Origin of the sequence: Escherichia sp. E14V7, assembly GCF_004212225.1 — a bacterium.
Taxonomy (GTDB): domain Bacteria; phylum Pseudomonadota; class Gammaproteobacteria; order Enterobacterales; family Enterobacteriaceae; genus Escherichia.
The window spans coordinates 246,798-262,591 of sequence record NZ_RHJJ01000016.1 but is presented as its reverse complement, the minus strand read 5'-3'; the positions used below and the strand labels follow the sequence as shown (position 1 = coordinate 262,591).

At 50.5% G+C, this 15,794-nt stretch carries 14 protein-coding genes; 6 read left to right on the top strand and 8 right to left on the bottom strand.

The genetic code is table 11. From position 1 onward, the window contains the following. The first annotated feature begins 135 nt into the window (after positions 1-135). The gene (locus D9741_RS19255; RefSeq protein WP_130215064.1) at positions 136-828 is read left to right on the top strand and encodes a FadR/GntR family transcriptional regulator; all 693 of its coding nucleotides are present in this window, start codon (positions 136-138) and stop codon (positions 826-828) included. A 22-nt stretch (positions 829-850) separates the two neighbouring features. After that, complete coding sequence (gene mdtD / locus D9741_RS19250; protein ID WP_130215066.1) at positions 851-2,278, top strand: multidrug transporter subunit MdtD; 1,428 nt, start codon at positions 851-853, stop codon at positions 2,276-2,278. Here the strand turns inward: mdtD and rbsR are convergent. From rbsR to kup, 7 genes are all read right to left on the bottom strand, one after another. After that, positions 2,244-3,236: a ribose operon transcriptional repressor RbsR gene (rbsR, locus tag D9741_RS19245; RefSeq protein ID WP_130215068.1), complete on the bottom strand. Its 993-nt coding sequence runs from the start codon at positions 3,234-3,236 to the stop codon at positions 2,244-2,246. The genes mdtD and rbsR overlap by 35 nt on opposite strands. Positions 3,237-3,239: 3 nt before the next feature. Then, positions 3,240-4,169: a ribokinase gene (gene rbsK / locus D9741_RS19240; protein WP_130215333.1), complete on the bottom strand. Its 930-nt coding sequence runs from the start codon at positions 4,167-4,169 to the stop codon at positions 3,240-3,242. Positions 4,170-4,294: 125 nt separating this feature from the next. Beyond that, a complete protein-coding gene (rbsB, locus tag D9741_RS19235) occupies positions 4,295-5,185 on the bottom strand; it encodes a ribose ABC transporter substrate-binding protein RbsB (protein ID WP_001056273.1) in 891 nt (296 codons plus the stop codon). Between the two features lie 24 nt (positions 5,186-5,209). Next, the gene (gene rbsC, locus D9741_RS19230; RefSeq protein WP_000211858.1) at positions 5,210-6,175 is read right to left on the bottom strand and encodes a ribose ABC transporter permease; all 966 of its coding nucleotides are present in this window, start codon (positions 6,173-6,175) and stop codon (positions 5,210-5,212) included. 4 nt (positions 6,176-6,179) lie between these two features. Then, the gene (rbsA, locus tag D9741_RS19225; protein WP_130215070.1) at positions 6,180-7,685 is read right to left on the bottom strand and encodes a ribose ABC transporter ATP-binding protein RbsA; all 1,506 of its coding nucleotides are present in this window, start codon (positions 7,683-7,685) and stop codon (positions 6,180-6,182) included. A 7-nt stretch (positions 7,686-7,692) separates the two neighbouring features. Next, a complete protein-coding gene (gene rbsD / locus D9741_RS19220; protein ID WP_130215072.1) occupies positions 7,693-8,112 on the bottom strand; it encodes a D-ribose pyranase in 420 nt (139 codons plus the stop codon). Positions 8,113-8,280: 168 nt separating this feature from the next. Further along, positions 8,281-10,149, bottom strand: a complete 1,869-nt coding sequence (gene kup, locus D9741_RS19215) for a low affinity potassium transporter Kup (RefSeq protein WP_000102319.1) — start codon at positions 10,147-10,149, stop codon at positions 8,281-8,283. A 222-nt stretch (positions 10,150-10,371) separates the two neighbouring features. On the opposite strand from kup, the gene ravA reads away from it, so the two are divergent. Beyond that, positions 10,372-11,868 carry an ATPase RavA gene (gene ravA / locus D9741_RS19210; protein WP_130215074.1) on the top strand — a complete coding sequence of 499 codons (1,497 nt, stop codon included), beginning with the start codon at positions 10,372-10,374 and terminating at the stop codon, positions 11,866-11,868. Further along, positions 11,862-13,313, top strand: coding sequence for an ATPase RavA stimulator ViaA (gene viaA / locus D9741_RS19205; protein ID WP_130215076.1), 1,452 nt, complete (start codon positions 11,862-11,864; stop codon positions 13,311-13,313). Before ravA ends, viaA begins: the two co-directional genes overlap by 7 nt. Positions 13,314-13,317: 4 nt before the next feature. Here the strand turns inward: viaA and asnA are convergent, their stop codons facing one another. After that, positions 13,318-14,310: an aspartate--ammonia ligase gene (asnA, locus tag D9741_RS19200; RefSeq protein WP_046081397.1), complete on the bottom strand. Its 993-nt coding sequence runs from the start codon at positions 14,308-14,310 to the stop codon at positions 13,318-13,320. Between the two features lie 151 nt (positions 14,311-14,461). Between asnA and asnC the strand changes: the two genes are divergently transcribed. Continuing rightward, entirely contained in the window at positions 14,462-14,920 is a 459-nt protein-coding gene (gene asnC / locus D9741_RS19195) for a transcriptional regulator AsnC (protein ID WP_000432970.1), read from the top strand. A gap of 89 nt (positions 14,921-15,009) precedes the next feature. After that, positions 15,010-15,453, top strand: coding sequence for an FMN-binding protein MioC (gene mioC, locus D9741_RS19190; protein ID WP_130206832.1), 444 nt, complete (start codon positions 15,010-15,012; stop codon positions 15,451-15,453). The last annotated feature ends 341 nt before the right edge of the window (positions 15,454-15,794 follow it).

Below are 15,794 nucleotides of genomic sequence, written 5' to 3'. Positions count from 1 at the left end.
TTTTCCGAATGCGCGTTTTTTCAGCAAAACACCTGTAAGCGTGCCATAAAACAAGCAATTTGCCGTTTTTGCAACCGCAATCACACTTCCAGGTGGCATACTAAAGAGGAATAAAAAGAAAAAGGAAGATAAGTAATGCCTTTAAGCGCACAACAGTTAGCTGCACAGAAAAACCTTTCATATGTTCTGGCTGAGAAGCTGGCACAACGAATCTTAAAAGGTGAATACGCACCTGGCACCATTTTGCCGGGTGAAATTGAACTGGGTGAGCAATTTGGTGTGAGTCGTACTGCGGTACGCGAAGCGGTCAAGACGTTAACGGCAAAGGGGATGGTTTTACCGCGTCCACGAATTGGTACTCGGGTCATGCCACAATCCAACTGGAACTTTCTTGATCAGGAATTACTCACCTGGTGGATGACAGAAGAGAACTTTCATCAGGTCATTGATCACTTTTTGGTTATGCGTATCTGTCTGGAGCCGCAAGCCTGTTTACTGGCTGCAACGGTAGGAACAGCAGAACAGAAGGGGCATCTCAACACGCTAATGGCCGAAATGGTCGCATTAAAAGATAACTTTCGCCGAGAACGTTGGGTTGAGGTCGATATGGCCTGGCATGAGCACATCTATGAAATGAGCGCCAATCCGTTTTTGACCTCTTTCGCCTCGCTATTCCATTCGGTTTATCACACTTACTTCACGTCAATAACCAGTGACACCGTGATAAAGCTGGATCTGCACCAGGCGATCGTCGATGCGATTATCCAAAGCGATGGCAACGCGGCATTTAAGGCTTGTCAGGCGCTACTACACACTCCGGATAAGTGATAACCAGACAAAGGGACATTGAATGAGCGAGAAAAAGAAGCGCAGTATGGCGGGTTTGCCATGGATTGCGGCGATGGCTTTCTTCATGCAGGCACTTGATGCCACCATCCTGAATACAGCCCTACCCGATATCGCTCATAGTCTTAATCGCTCCCCCCTCGCTATGCAATCGGCCATCATCAGTTACACGCTGACGGTGGCGATGCTTATTCCGGTCAGCGGATGGCTGGCCGATCGCTTCGGCACACGCCGCGTTTTTACCATTGCCGTTAGCTTGTTCACGTTGGGTTCTCTGGCCTGCGCACTCTCAAACTCGCTGCCACAACTGGTTATCTTCCGTGTTATTCAGGGGATAGGCGGCGCAATGATGATGCCGGTCGCTCGCCTGGCGTTACTGCGCGCATACCCACGCAATGAACTCCTACCGGTACTGAATTTTGTCGCCATGCCGGGTCTGGTAGGGCCGATTTTAGGGCCCGTTCTTGGGGGCATGTTAGTTACGTGGGCGACATGGCACTGGATCTTTTTAATCAATATTCCCATTGGTATTGCGGGCCTTCTTTACGCTCGCAAACATATGCCCAACTTCACCACAGCACGTCGAAAATTTGATATCACTGGTTTCTTACTGTTTGGTCTTAGCCTTGTGCTCTTCTCAAGTGGAATAGAGCTGTTTGGTGAGAAAATTGTTGAAACCTGGATTGCCTTAACGGTCATTGTGGCCAGCATAGTGTTACTGCTTCTCTATATTCTTCATGCGCGACGAACGCCAAACCCATTAATTTCATTAAATTTATTTAAAACCCGCACTTTCTCGATCGGTATCGTAGGCAATATTGCAACCCGTCTGGGGACCGGCTGTGTACCGTTCCTTATGCCATTGATGTTACAGGTAGGATTTGGTTATCAGGCGTTTATTGCCGGCTGCATGATGGCACCGATAGCGTTAGGCTCCATTATTGCGAAATCGATGGTTACGCAGGTTTTACGGCGTCTGGGCTATCGCCATACGTTAGTGGGAATTACGGTGATTATTGGTTTGATGATCGCCCAGTTCTCATTGCAATCTCCGGCAATGGCGATCTGGATGCTAATTTTGCCGTTGTTTATTTTAGGGATGGCGATGTCGACGCAATTTACCGCGATGAATACCATAACACTTGCCGATCTGACCGATGACAACGCCAGCAGTGGTAACAGCGTCCTGGCGGTCACGCAACAGTTGTCGATCAGTTTAGGCGTAGCCGTTAGCGCAGCCGTTCTTCGCGTTTACGAAGGGATGGAAGGTACGACGATTGTTGAACAATTCCACTATACGTTTATTACGATGGGGATTATTACGGTTGCTTCAGCAGCGATGTTCATGCTCCTGAAGGCAACTGATGGTAATAATTTGATTAAACGCCAGCAAAAATCTAAGCCGAGCCGCGCGCCATCAGAATCGGAGTAAGTTGTAATCGTTGTTGCTGTAAGGTTGGCTGCGCCATTCGATGGATGAGTACATCAATCGCCAGCTCTCCCAATTCATCTTTCGGTTGATGGATAGTGGTGAGCGGTGGCGTCATATAACGTGCCAGTTCAATATCGTCATAACCAATCACCGCGATATCCTGCGGGACATGCAATCCAGCCTGGTACAACGCCTGGTAAACACCCACTGCCATTGCGTCATTTCCGGTAAAGACCGCCTGAGGACGCAGCGAATGTGATAACAGCTGTCGCATAGCGTCAAACCCGCCGTTAAATTCAAAATCGCCAGTCACTTCATAGCCATCAGGAATGTCGAGGCCAGCACGTTTCATCGCTGCCCGATAACCTTCCAGTCGCAAACGTGCAGGCGTTTTATCCAGAGGTCCGGTAATACAGGCGATACGAGTATGACCTTTGTCGATCAGATATTGCGTCGCTAAATCTCCGCCCAGCAACGAGTTATCCTGAATGAGATCGCTGTCGCCATCGAACGGCGCCCAGTCCATCATCACGGTTGGCACTGTCGGATAACGTTGCATGATTTCACGCGAAGGCTGATGCGTTTCGGTGCAGAGTAACAGCAGGCCATCAACACGCTTTTGCATCAACGTTTCCAGATTACGATTCATTCGCTGCTCATCGCCTTCGGTATTACAAAGGACAAGACTATAGCCGCGCTCGAAGCAGCTGCGTTCAACGCCACGCACCAGTTCTGAATAGAAAGGATTAGTACTGGCGGTGATCAACATGCCAATGGTATGTGTTTGATTAAGCTTGAGACTACGCGCCAGAGCTGATGGCGCGTAATTGAGTTCTTTAATCGCCGCTTCAACTTTGGCGGTAATCGCTTCACTGACGAAGCGATCTTTATTGATGACGTGAGAAACTGTTGAGGTAGAAACGCCCGCCAGGCGGGCAACATCTTTCATTGTAGCCAAGCGTCACCTCTGCCTGTCTAAAAATGCGTCGATCTCTTCACGCCACGGTACGGAAGGTTGTGCGCCTTTACGTGTTACGGCAATCGCAGCGGCGGCATGGGCAAAACGAATCGCCTCTGGCAATGGTTTTTCTTCCAGCAACGCCGTGATTAACGCACCGTTAAAGGTATCTCCGGCAGCAATGGTATCGACAGCCTGCACCCGGAATCCAGGAACGCGCTGACCTTCACCATTCACGCTAGCCCATACACCACGACTTCCTAAAGTAATCAGTACAGTACGGATACCTTTTTCATGCAGTACCTGCGCCGCCTTCGCTGCATCTTCATCATTTTCAACACGAATACCGGTGAGCTTTTCTGCTTCCGTTTCGTTTGGCGTAATAATGTCCACCAGCGCCAACAGTTCGTCAGGAAGTTCGCGAGCCGGGGCCGGGTTAAGCGCAACGATAGTCTTATTTTGATGGGCAATTTTCGCTGCTGCCATCACACTTTCGAGTGGTGATTCCAGCTGCATTAATAATGCTGAGGCATTCGCAATACGCTCGCGTTGTGCTTCTACCAGCACAGGGGAAAGGGCAGCGTTAGCACCGGAATGAATACCGATGACGTTCTCGCCTTCACTATTAACAAAAATCAGCGCCACACCTGTTGATTCACCTTTGATCACGCTTACAGGTGAAATATCAATGTTATCAGTAGCGAGCTGCTGACGTACGCTCTCGCCAATACTGTCATCGCCCGTGCAGGCTATAAACGAGATATTCGCGCCGCTACGCCCTGCAGCCACCGCCTGATTCGCGCCTTTGCCGCCAAATGCGACTTGATAGTGGTTACCGGTTACGGTTTCGCCTGGAGTAGGAAAAGATTGAAGATTAAGGATATGGTCAGCATTAATGCTGCCAAGAACAACGAGGCTGCCTGCGTTTTGCATATTCGGGATGTCCATAAAATGCGCCACCGGGTTAGGGTGGCGCGTGCCCTGCTTTTCTTTATATTACACGTTCATCTGTCGATGACGTATTGATGCCACTATCAGGTTATAAAACCTGACCAAGACTACTGCTTAACAACCAGTTTCAGATCAACCGGATACTTAGCCTGAACTTTCTCGCCTTTCAGTACTTTATCTGCGGTTTCGACGCCTTTCGCGCCAATCTGATCGGGTAGCTGAGCGATAGTCGCTGCTAGTTTGCCATCATTCACCGCTTTTTCGCCATCCGGTGTACCGTCAAATCCGACGACCATCACATCCGATTTACCAGCAGTTTGCAGCGCACGCAGTGCGCCCAGCGCCATTTCATCGTTCTGCGCAAACACTGCCTGCACATCCGGATGAGCGGTCAACAGGTTCTGCATTACGTTCAAACCTTTGGTACGGTCGAAGTCCGCCGGCTGGCTGGCAAGGACGTTAAATTTGTGAGCAGCAACAGCCTGCTGGAAGCCTTCGCCACGTTCACGGGCTGCGGATGTACCGGCAATGCCTTGCAGCTCGATAACTTTGGCACCTTCGCCCGCTTTCTTCGCGATGTAATCACCGGCGATTTTGCCGCCCAGTACGTTATCAGAAGCAATGTGGCTCACCACTTCACCTTTCGTGGCCTGACGGTCAAGGGTGATAACCGGGATGTTCGCCTGGTTTGCCATCTTCACGGCGTTACCCACCGCGTCGGAGTCAGTCGGGTTAATCAGCAGAATTTTGGTGCCGCGAACGGTTAAGTCCTGCACGTTCGCCAGCTCTTTCGCCGGGTTGTTCTGGGAGTCCAGCACCACCAGGTTATAGCCGAGTTTATCCGCCTCTTTCTGCGCGCCATCTTTCAGCGATACAAAGAACGGGTTATTGAGTGTGGAAACCACCAGCGCAATGGTGTCTTTTGCCATTGCATTCGCACTAACGGTGGCGCTTAGCGCAACAGCAGAAACCAGGGTAGCCAGTTTTTTCATGTTCATATTCAAGATGTCCTGTAGTCGTTATTACTGCTTTTTGTTGTCTACCAGCACCGCCAGCAAAATCACCACAGCTTTGACGATCATCTGGTAATAGGAGGAAACACCTAACAAATTCAATCCATTATTAAGGAAGCCAAGAATTAATGCGCCGATCAATGTCCCAACAATGCGACCTTTTCCGCCCGCCAGGCTCGTACCGCCCAGAACCACTGCCGCAATAGCATCCAGCTCATAGCCAGTCCCCGCCGTGGGTTGTGCAGAGGAGAGACGCGCCACTTCAATGATCCCGGCCAGCGATGCCAGCAGACCACAAAGAGAATAGACGATGATTTTGATTTTATTGACGTTGATACCAGAAAGACGCGTTGCCGCTTCGTTGCCACCCAGCGCGTAGATGTAACGCCCCAGACGCGTGTGATGCAGCATGTACCAGGCCGCGAGGAAGACAATCCCCATGATCCAGACTGGCGTCGGTACGCCCAGCGGACGACCAATACCAAACCAGCCAAACAGATCGGCGTTCTCAGTAAAGCCGGTATTCACTGGGCTACCGTTGGTATAAACCATGGTCACGCCGCGCAGTAAAAGCATCATAACCAGCGTAGCGATAAACGCCTGGACGCGGCCTTTCGCCACAATCACCCCGGTTACCGCACCAATTGCGGCACCTAATGCCAGTGCGGCAGCGACAGCCACCAGCGCATTGACTTCAATGCCGACGATAGACGCAGCAACTGCGCCAGTCAGCGCCAACAGAGAACCGACGGACAGGTCGATGCCCGACGTCAGGATCACCAGCGTCATCCCGACCGCCATAATGGCGTTCACCGAGGTTTGCTGGAGAATATTGAATAAGTTATTGATGGTGAAAAAGTTCGGGCTTAACGTCGAGACAATCGCGATCAGCACCAGCAGAGCGATAAGCGATTTCTGCTCCATCAGCCACGCTTTCGTGAAATAACGGCGACCAGAGACAGTCTGGGTTGTCATTTTTTTACTCCTGATTCACGCGATTAAGCTTGCCCACAGCGGCAGCCATTAACACTTCCTGGGTGGCCTGCTCACGAGTAAATTCCCCGCTGAGATGCCCTTCATGCATGACGATGATGCGATCGCTCATGCCTAATACTTCTGGCATCTCCGATGACACCAGAATGATGCTCAAGCCATCGGCTTTGAACTGGTTAATTAGTTGATAGATCTCTTTTTTCGCGCCGACATCTACACCACGGGTAGGTTCATCAAGGATAAGTACTTTCGGGCGCGTCATCAGACCGCGGGCAATCGCCACTTTTTGCTGATTGCCACCGGAGAGCAGGCCAATTGCCTGTTCCATTGACGGCGTTTTCACATTGAACAGGCGAATAAAATCACTCACAGCCTGTTGTTCATCGGCATGCTTCAAACTGCCGCCAGTACGGCTGAAGTAGCGCAGCGCAGTCAGCGACATATTTTCTTTTACTGACATGCCCAGGACTAAACCGTCGCGTTTACGGTCTTCAGAGATATACACAATGCCGTTTGCCAGGCCATCCTGCGGTGAACGAGTAATAACTTCATGCCCATCCAGCGTGACATAACCGCTGGTGCGCGGCAGTGCGCCATAGAGCACTTTCATCAATTCGGTACGCCCCGCGCCCATCAAACCAGAGACGCCAAGGATTTCGCCATTGCGTAGGGTAAAAGAGACGTTGTTAACACCAGGTCCGCAGAGATTATCGACTTTCAGGCGGATATCTCCCGGCGCTTTGTCCAGGTGCGGATATTGATCTTCCAGCTTGCGGCCCACCATCATCTCAATCAGCGAATCTTCGGTCAGTGATGCCACTTCACGCTCGGCAATAAATTGCCCGTCACGAAAAATGGTAACGTCATCGCAAATCTCGAAGATTTCTTTCATGCGGTGGGAAATATAGACAATGCCGCGCCCTTGCGATTTCAGCTCGCGGATGACGCGGAACAGGGATTCGGTTTCGGTATCAGTCAGCGCATCTGTCGGTTCATCCATAATGATGACTTTCGACTCAAAGCTCAGCACTTTGGCGATTTCAACCATTTGCTGGTCACCGATGGAAAGATCGCCCACCAGCTTGTCGCTTTTAAAGCGCAGGTTAAGTTTAGCCAGCAATTTATCCGCTTCGGCATACATGGTTTTCCAGTCAATTTTGCCAAAGCGATTAACAAACTCACGACCGAGGAAAATGTTTTCGGCAATGGTCAACTGCGGGATCAGGTTCAGCTCCTGGTGGATAATCCCAATCCCGGCTTCCTGGGAAGATTTCGGCCCGGTAAATGTCGTTTCTTTCCCCAACCATAAAAGCGTACCGGCATCGCGAGTATAGATACCGGTAAGCACTTTCATCATGGTGGATTTACCCGCGCCGTTTTCGCCTACCAGCGCCATCACGCGGCCCGGATAGACATTTAACGCGGCGCCCGAGAGGGCTTTTACGCCCGGAAAGGCTTTATCAATGCCTTTAAGCTGTAGTAATGCTTCCATGACGACCTCAGAACGTCACGCCAGCACAGAGAATGATATTCGCATACGGAGAACATTCTCCGCTGCGAATTACCGCCTGACTTTCTGCGGTTAGTTGTTTGAATTGTTCATGCGTGGTGTAACGAATTTCAATGGTGTTTCCCTGGTGTTGTTGCAGCTGCTCAAGGTGAGTGAGCAACGTTTCGTGGAGTTGCGGATTATGTTGTTTGATCTCTTCCGCGATAATGGCTGCCTCAACCTGCATTTCACTCGTAACAACTCCCAGCACCTGCATAAAAGAAGGTACACCCTGGGTTAATGCCATATCGATACGCGTTGTACTTTTTGGGATGGGTAAACCAGCATCACACACCACCAGCGTATCGGTATGCCCCAGACGGGAGATCACCGACGAAATATCAGAATTAAGAACGGCGCCTTTTTTCATTTTTTTCTCCATCAGCGAAACGTTTCGCTGACCAGCAGTTTAATCCTGACTGAACAGAGAAAACCATCGCAACGTTACTGAAATGTGATCAACATCGAAACGTTTTACATCGTGATTAAGCATGAAAAACAAAAACGCCCCCTTTATGGAGAAAGGAGGCGTCTGGCGTTAGATTTCGACCTGAGTACCCAGTTCAATAACCCGGTTTGGTGGGATTTCAAACTGATCTGGTGCACGCAGTGCATTACGCTGCAACAGCAAGTACAGTTTGCCACGCAAACGTAAGTACCACGGGCGTTTGCCGAGGATCAACGACTCATGGGACATAAAGAAGGAGGTTTCCATCATCCGGCAACTTAATCCTTCCAGACCGCAGCGGTGGAAAACTTCTTCCACGTTTGGCGTTTCCCGCCAGCCGTAACTTGCCACCACGCGCCAGAAAGTGGGCGACAGTTGTTCAATCTGTACCCGACGGACGTTATGGACATATGGCGCGTCTTCGGTGCGCAGAGTTAACAGAATCACCCGCTCATGCAATACCTTGTTATGTTTAAGGTTATGCATCAGCGCAAAGGGAATGACGTTGATTGCACGCGACATATACACCGCGGTCCCGGGCACGCGAACAGGCGGTGATTTCTCCAGCGAAGCAATCATCGCTTCCAGAGAGTTACCATGTTCATGCATCCGCCGCAGCAAGCGGAAACGCTCGCTCTTCCAGGTGGTCATCACGATAAACATCACCGTACCGAGGCTCAATGGCAACCAGCCGCCGGAGAGCAGTTTATCGAGGTTAGCGGTGAACAATGGAATATCGACACAAAGGAAGGCTATCAGGATCAGCGCAACAAAATACTTATTCCAGTGCCAGTTCTGACGCGCCACGGTAGTCGAAAGAATAGACGTCAGCACCATGGTTCCGGTTACCGCAATCCCATACGCCGCCGCCAGGTTACTGGAGTGCTCAAAGCTGACAATCACAATCACGACCGCGACATAGAGCATCCAGTTCACAAACGGAATATAGATTTGCCCTGACTCCATTTCGGAGGTGTGAATGATACGCATCGGCGAAAGATATCCCAGACGTACCGCCTGACGCGTCAATGAGAAAACGCCAGAGATAACTGCCTGCGAGGCAATCACCGTTGCCAGTGCAGCGATGATCAGCAGCGGGATTAGCGCCCAGTCCGGTGCTAACAGGAAGAACGGGTTCTTAATCGCTTCCGGGTTCTTTAACAACAGCGCTCCCTGGCCGAAGTAATTAAGGGTTAAGGAAGGCAAGACGACAGTGAACCACGCCAGGCGAATCGGGAACTTACCAAAATGCCCCATATCGGCATACAGCGCCTCGACTCCGGTAATCGACAGCACCACCGCCCCTAATGCAATAAAAGAAACCGTTTTGTATTCAAGGAAGAAATGCACCGCCCACATCGGATTCAGCGCATGCAGCACTTCCGGGTTAGCAATAATGCTACGTAACCCCAACCCTGCCAGAATCAAAAACCAGGTCAGCATGATCGGCGCAAACAGCTTACCGACCATAGCAGTGCCATGTTTTTGAATCATAAACAGTAAAGTAAGAACGATGATTGAGAGGGGAACTATCCAGGTATCCAGTTGCGGGGCGACGATTTCCAGACCTTCAATGGCAGACATCACCGAAATGGCGGGTGTTATGACGACTTCGCCATAGAAAAAGCTGCCACCGATTAGCCCCATAATCACCAGCATTGATGTGGTTCGCGCCGACGTATTACGCCCGGCAAGCGACATCAACGTCAGGATCCCCCCTTCACCGGCGTTATCCGCGCGCATCACGAAGGTAAGGTATTTGATGGAAACCACAAAGATTAGCAGCCAGAAGATCAGCGATAAAAAGCCAAACACGGCATCGCGTTCAACGCCAAAACCAAACTGGCCGGACAAACATTCACGAAGTGTATATAACGGGCTGGTACCAATATCGCCGTAGACAACTCCAATCGCCGCGAGGGTTATCGCGGGCAACGATTGCTTATTATCAGTGCTCATAGACTAGTCTTTCGTTGAAATATGAAATGTGTGCGTAGTCCCTTGGCCCACAAAAAAGCGCTCAGTATGCACGATTAACGGCAAAATCGTACTCCTAAATGCGGCCACATTAACCTGGCTCAAAGAAAAATATCCCTTCTTTGAGACTATTTTTGCCACCAGCAAGAAACGTCTATACTCGCAATTTACGCAGAACTTTTGACGAAAGGACGCCACTTCATTATGGCTCACCCTCATTTATTAGCGGAAAGAATTTCCCGCCTGAGCAGCGCGCTGGAAAAGGGGCTTTATGAACGTAGCCACGCCATCCGCCTGTGTTTGTTAGCGGCATTAAGTGGTGAAAGCGTGTTCCTGCTTGGCCCCCCAGGTATTGCTAAAAGTCTGATCGCCCGTCGCTTAAAATTCGCCTTCCAGAATGCGCGCGATTTTGAATATCTGATGACCCGCTTCTCCACCCCGGAAGAAGTTTTTGGCCCCCTTTCCATTCAGGCGTTAAAAGATGAGGGACGCTATGAACGCTTAACCAGCGGTTACCTGCCGGAAGCAGAAATCGTCTTTCTGGATGAAATCTGGAAAGCTGGCCCGGCAATTCTTAATACCCTGCTAACCGCTATTAACGAACGTCAATTCCGTAACGGTGCTCATGTCGAAAAAATCCCGATGCGCTTGCTCGTGGCGGCCTCCAACGAGCTGCCGGAAGCAGACAGCAGTCTGGAAGCGTTATATGACCGCATGCTGATTCGTCTGTGGTTAGATAAAGTGCAGGATAAAGCAAATTTCCGCTCCATGCTGACCAGCCAACAAGATGAAAATAACAATCCGGTTCCTGCCGCCTTGCAGGTCACTGATGAAGAATATGAACGCTGGCAGAAAGAGATTAGTGAAATTACGCTGCCCGATCATGTATTTGAGCTGATTTTTATGCTGCGCCAGCAACTGGATAAATTACCGGATGCGCCTTACGTCTCCGATCGTCGCTGGAAAAAAGCGATCCGCTTATTGCAGGCCAGCGCTTTTTTTAGTGGTCGCAGTGCTGTTGCCCCGGTTGATCTTATCTTGCTGAAAGATTGCCTGTGGTATGACGCGCAAAGCCTGAATTTGATTCAACAACAAATTGATGTATTGATGACCGGTCACGCCTGGCAACAGCAAGGGATGTTGACCCGCCTGGGCGCGATTGTGCAACGTCGTCTGCAACTCCAGCAGCAACAAAGCGATAAAACAGCCTTAACGGTAATTCGTCTGGGCGGCATTTTCAGCCGTCATCAGCAGTATCAGCTTCCTGTCAACGTTACTGATTCCAATCTGACTCTGCTGCTGCAAAAACCGTTAAAACTGCATGATATGGAAGTAGTTCATATCTCCTTTGAGCGTAGCGCTCTGGAACAGTGGCTGAGCAAAGGTGGTGAAATTCGTGGCAAACTGAACGGTATCGGCTTTGCCCAGAAACTGAATCTGGAAGTTGATAGCGCCCAACATCTGGTTGTACGCGATGTAAGTTTACAAGGCAGTATGCTGGCGCTCCCCGGTTCATCGGCTGAAGGTCTGCCAGGTGAAATAAAACAACAACTGGACGAGCTTGAAAGCGACTGGCGTAAGCAACACGTTTTATTCAGCGAACAGCAAAAATGTCTGTTTATCCCTGGCGACTGGTTAGGTCGCATTGAAGCCAGCCTACAGGATGTCGGCGCCCAGATTCGCCAGGCGCAACAATGCTAACACTGGATACGCTCAATGTGATGCTGGCCGTCAGCGAAGAGGGATTGATCGAAGAGATGATCATCGCGCTGCTGGCCTCACCGCAGCTGGCGGTATTCTTTGAAAAATTCCCGCGCCTCAAGGCGGCAATCACCGATGATATTCCCCGCTGGCGTGAGGTGCTGCATAGCCGCCTGAAAGATGCGCGTGTCCCGCCGGAACTCACTGAAGAGGTCATGTGCTATCAGCAAAGCCAGCTTCTCTCCACGCCGCAGTTTATTGTACAGCTACCGCAGATTCTGGACTTACTGCATCGTCTGAATTCCCCGTGGGCCGAACAAGCCCGACAGCTGGTTGATGCTAACAGCACTATCACTCCGTCATTGCATACACTTTTTCTCCAGCGTTGGCGCTTAAGCCTGATTGTGCAAGCGACGACCCTGAATCAGCAGTTATTAGAAGAAGAACGCGAACAACTGTTGAGCGAAGTTCAGGAACGCATGACATTAAGCGGGCAGCTCGAACCAGTTCTGGCTGATAACAACACCGCAGCCGGTCGTCTGTGGGATATGAGCGCCGGTCAGCTTAAACGCGGCGACTATCAGTTGATTGTGAAATACGGGGAATTTCTTAACGAACAGCCGGAACTGAAACGTCTGGCGGAACAGCTGGGACGTTCGCGGGAGGCCAAATCAATACCCCGCAACGATGCGCAGATGGAAACCTTCCGCACCATGGTGCGCGAACCAGCAACCGTTCCTGAGCAGGTTGATGGCCTGCAACAAAGCGATGATATTTTACGCCTTCTGCCGCCGGAACTGGCGACACTGGGCATCACTGAACTGGAATATGAATTTTATCGTCGGCTGGTGGAAAAACAGTTGCTCACCTATCGTCTGCACGGTGAATCATGGCGTGAAAAAGTGATCGAACGCCCGGTGGTACATAAAGATTACGACGAACAACCGCGCGGGCCGTTTATTGTCTGCGTAGATACTTCCGGCTCAATGGGCGGTTTTAATGAGCAGTGTGCGAAAGCGTTCTGTCTGGCCTTGATGCGCATAGCCCTCGCTGAAAATCGACGCTGCTATATTATGTTATTTTCCACCGAGATCGTCCGTTACGAGCTTTCAGGCCCACAAGGTCTTGAACAAGCGATCCGCTTTTTAAGTCAGCAGTTTCGTGGCGGCACCGATCTGGCCAGTTGTTTTCGCGCCATTATGGAACGCTTACAAAGTCGGGAATGGTTTGACGCTGATGCGGTGGTGATTTCTGATTTTATCGCCCAGCGGTTGCCTGACGATGTGACGAGTAAAGTGAAAGAGTTGCAGCGGGTACATCAGCATCGCTTTCATGCCGTGGCGATGTCGGCACACGGCAAACCCGGCATCATGCGCATTTTCGATCATATCTGGCGCTTTGATACCGGGATGCGAAGCCGCCTGCTCAGACGCTGGCGGCGATAAATTATTACAGCAGAGAAGGGACGCTCTCGCGAACAGCTGCCGGCCATACGCCACACTGAACCTGGCCGATATGCGGCAGTTGCAGCAGCAGCATAGTCAAACGAGACTGGCCGATACCGCCGCCGATGGTCTGCGGCATTTCACCGCGCAGCAGCGCCTGATGCCATTCCAGCTGCAGACGATCTTCATCACCGGTCAGCGCCAACTGATGCTTCAACGTGTCGGCATCCACGCGGATCCCCATGGAAGAAAGCTCAAACGCATCTTCCAGTACCGGGTTCCATACCAGAATATCGCCGTTCAGACCCGCATGGCCCAGCTCTGACGGGGTGCTCCAGTCATCATAATCCGGTGCGCGCACGTCGTGGCGATGACCATCACTCAGCTTGCCACCAATCCCGACGAGGAATACCGCGCCAAGATCTTTCGCAATCGCCCGCTCACGCCCTTTGGCATCGAGATCCGGATAACGAGCCAGTAACTCCTGGCTGTGTACGAAGTGGATCTGATCCGGCAGGAACGGTGCCAGACCAAACTCTTCGCTAACAGCAGCTTCGGTTGCTTTAATTCCCGCCCAGATCGCCTCTACTGTGCTTTTCAGAGTGGAGAATTGACGCTCACCGTCGCCCATTACGCGTTCCCAGTCCCACTGGTCAACATAGACCGAGTGCAGCGGGGAAAGACGGTCTTCATCGGGGCGAAGGGCTTTCATGTGCGTGTACAGCCCTTCGCCCACGCTGAAGTCGTGTTGCCCTAATGTCTGACGTTTCCACTTCGCCAGTGAATGAACCACTTCGAACTGGGCATCAGGCAGAGCTTTCACTTTTACCTGTACCGCTTTTTCACAGCCCGACAAGTTATCCTGCGTGCCATCCCCCACACGGCTAAGAATCGGCGCCTGGACTTCAATCAGCCCTAAGCGTTCTTCCAGTTGACGAGAAAAGTGAGATTTCACGAAGCTAATTTGACGTTGTTTGGCAATGTAAGCGGTTTTCATTTTTTATACTCCTGCGTCCTGTTGCTTATGATTAAGCAACAAAAACCGACACACATGCAATAATCATTCAATAAAAAGCCTAACTCACTTTTGATTCGTTAAAAAAGAAGGCTAAAATAGAATAAATCATCAATACACATAAGAAAATCCTATGGAAAATTATCTGATCGACAATCTGGACCGCGGCATCCTGGAAGCGTTAATGGGCAATGCACGCACCGCTTACGCCGAACTGGCGAAACAATTTGGCGTAAGCCCGGGGACGATTCACGTTCGTGTAGAGAAAATGAAGCAAGCGGGGATCATTACCGGCGCCCGTATCGACGTCAGCCCAAAACAGCTCGGTTATGACGTAGGCTGTTTTATCGGCATTATCCTGAAGAGCGCAAAAGACTATCCTTCCGCGCTGGCAAAGCTGGAAAGTCTCGACGAAGTCACCGAAGCCTACTACACCACCGGCCACTACAGCATCTTTATAAAAGTGATGTGCCGTTCGATCGACGCCCTCCAGCATGTACTTATCAACAAGATCCAAACAATTGATGAAATTCAGTCCACCGAGACATTGATCGTCCTGCAGAACCCGATCATGCGTACCATTAAGCCCTGATCAGCTTTTTTAATCCCATACTTTTCCACAGGTAGATCCCAGCGCGTTCACAGCGTACAATACGCCACTCTTAATAAAGGTGGCGGTTTATGGCAGATATCACTCTTATCAGCGGCAGCACCCTGGGCGGTGCCGAATATGTAGCAGAACACCTGGCTGAAAAGCTGGAAGAGGCGGGTTTTACCACCGAAACGCTGCACGGTCCGCTGTTAGAAGATTTATCTGCCTCTGGGATCTGGCTGGTTATCAGCTCAACCCACGGTGCCGGAGACATTCCGGACAACCTTTCTCCTTTCTATGAAGCATTGCAGGAACAAAAGCCCGATCTTTCTGCGGTGCGCTTTGGCGCAATCGGTATTGGCAGTCGTGAATACGACACTTTTTGTGGGGCCATCGATAAACTCGAGGCAGAACTCAAAAATTCCGGTGCAAAACAGATTGGTGAAACACTGAAGATCAACATCCTTGATCACGACATTCCGGAAGATCCGGCAGAAGAATGGCTGGGATCGTGGATTAATTTACTCAAATAAGTATACAGATCGTGCGATCTACTGTGGATAACTCTGTCAGGAAGCTTGGATCAACCGGTAGTTATCCAAAGAACAACTGTTGTTCAGTTTTTGAGTTGTGTATAACCCCTCATTCTGATCCCAGCTTATACTGTCCAGGATCACCGATCATTCACAGTTAATGATCCTTTCCAGGTTGTTGATCTTAAAAGCCGGATCCTTGTTATCCACAGGGCAGTGCGATCCTAATAAGAGATCACAATAGAACAGATCTCTAAATAAATAGATCTTCTTTTTAATACCCAGGATCCCGGGTCTTTCTCAAGCCGACAAAGTTGAGTAGAATCCACGGCCCGGGCTTC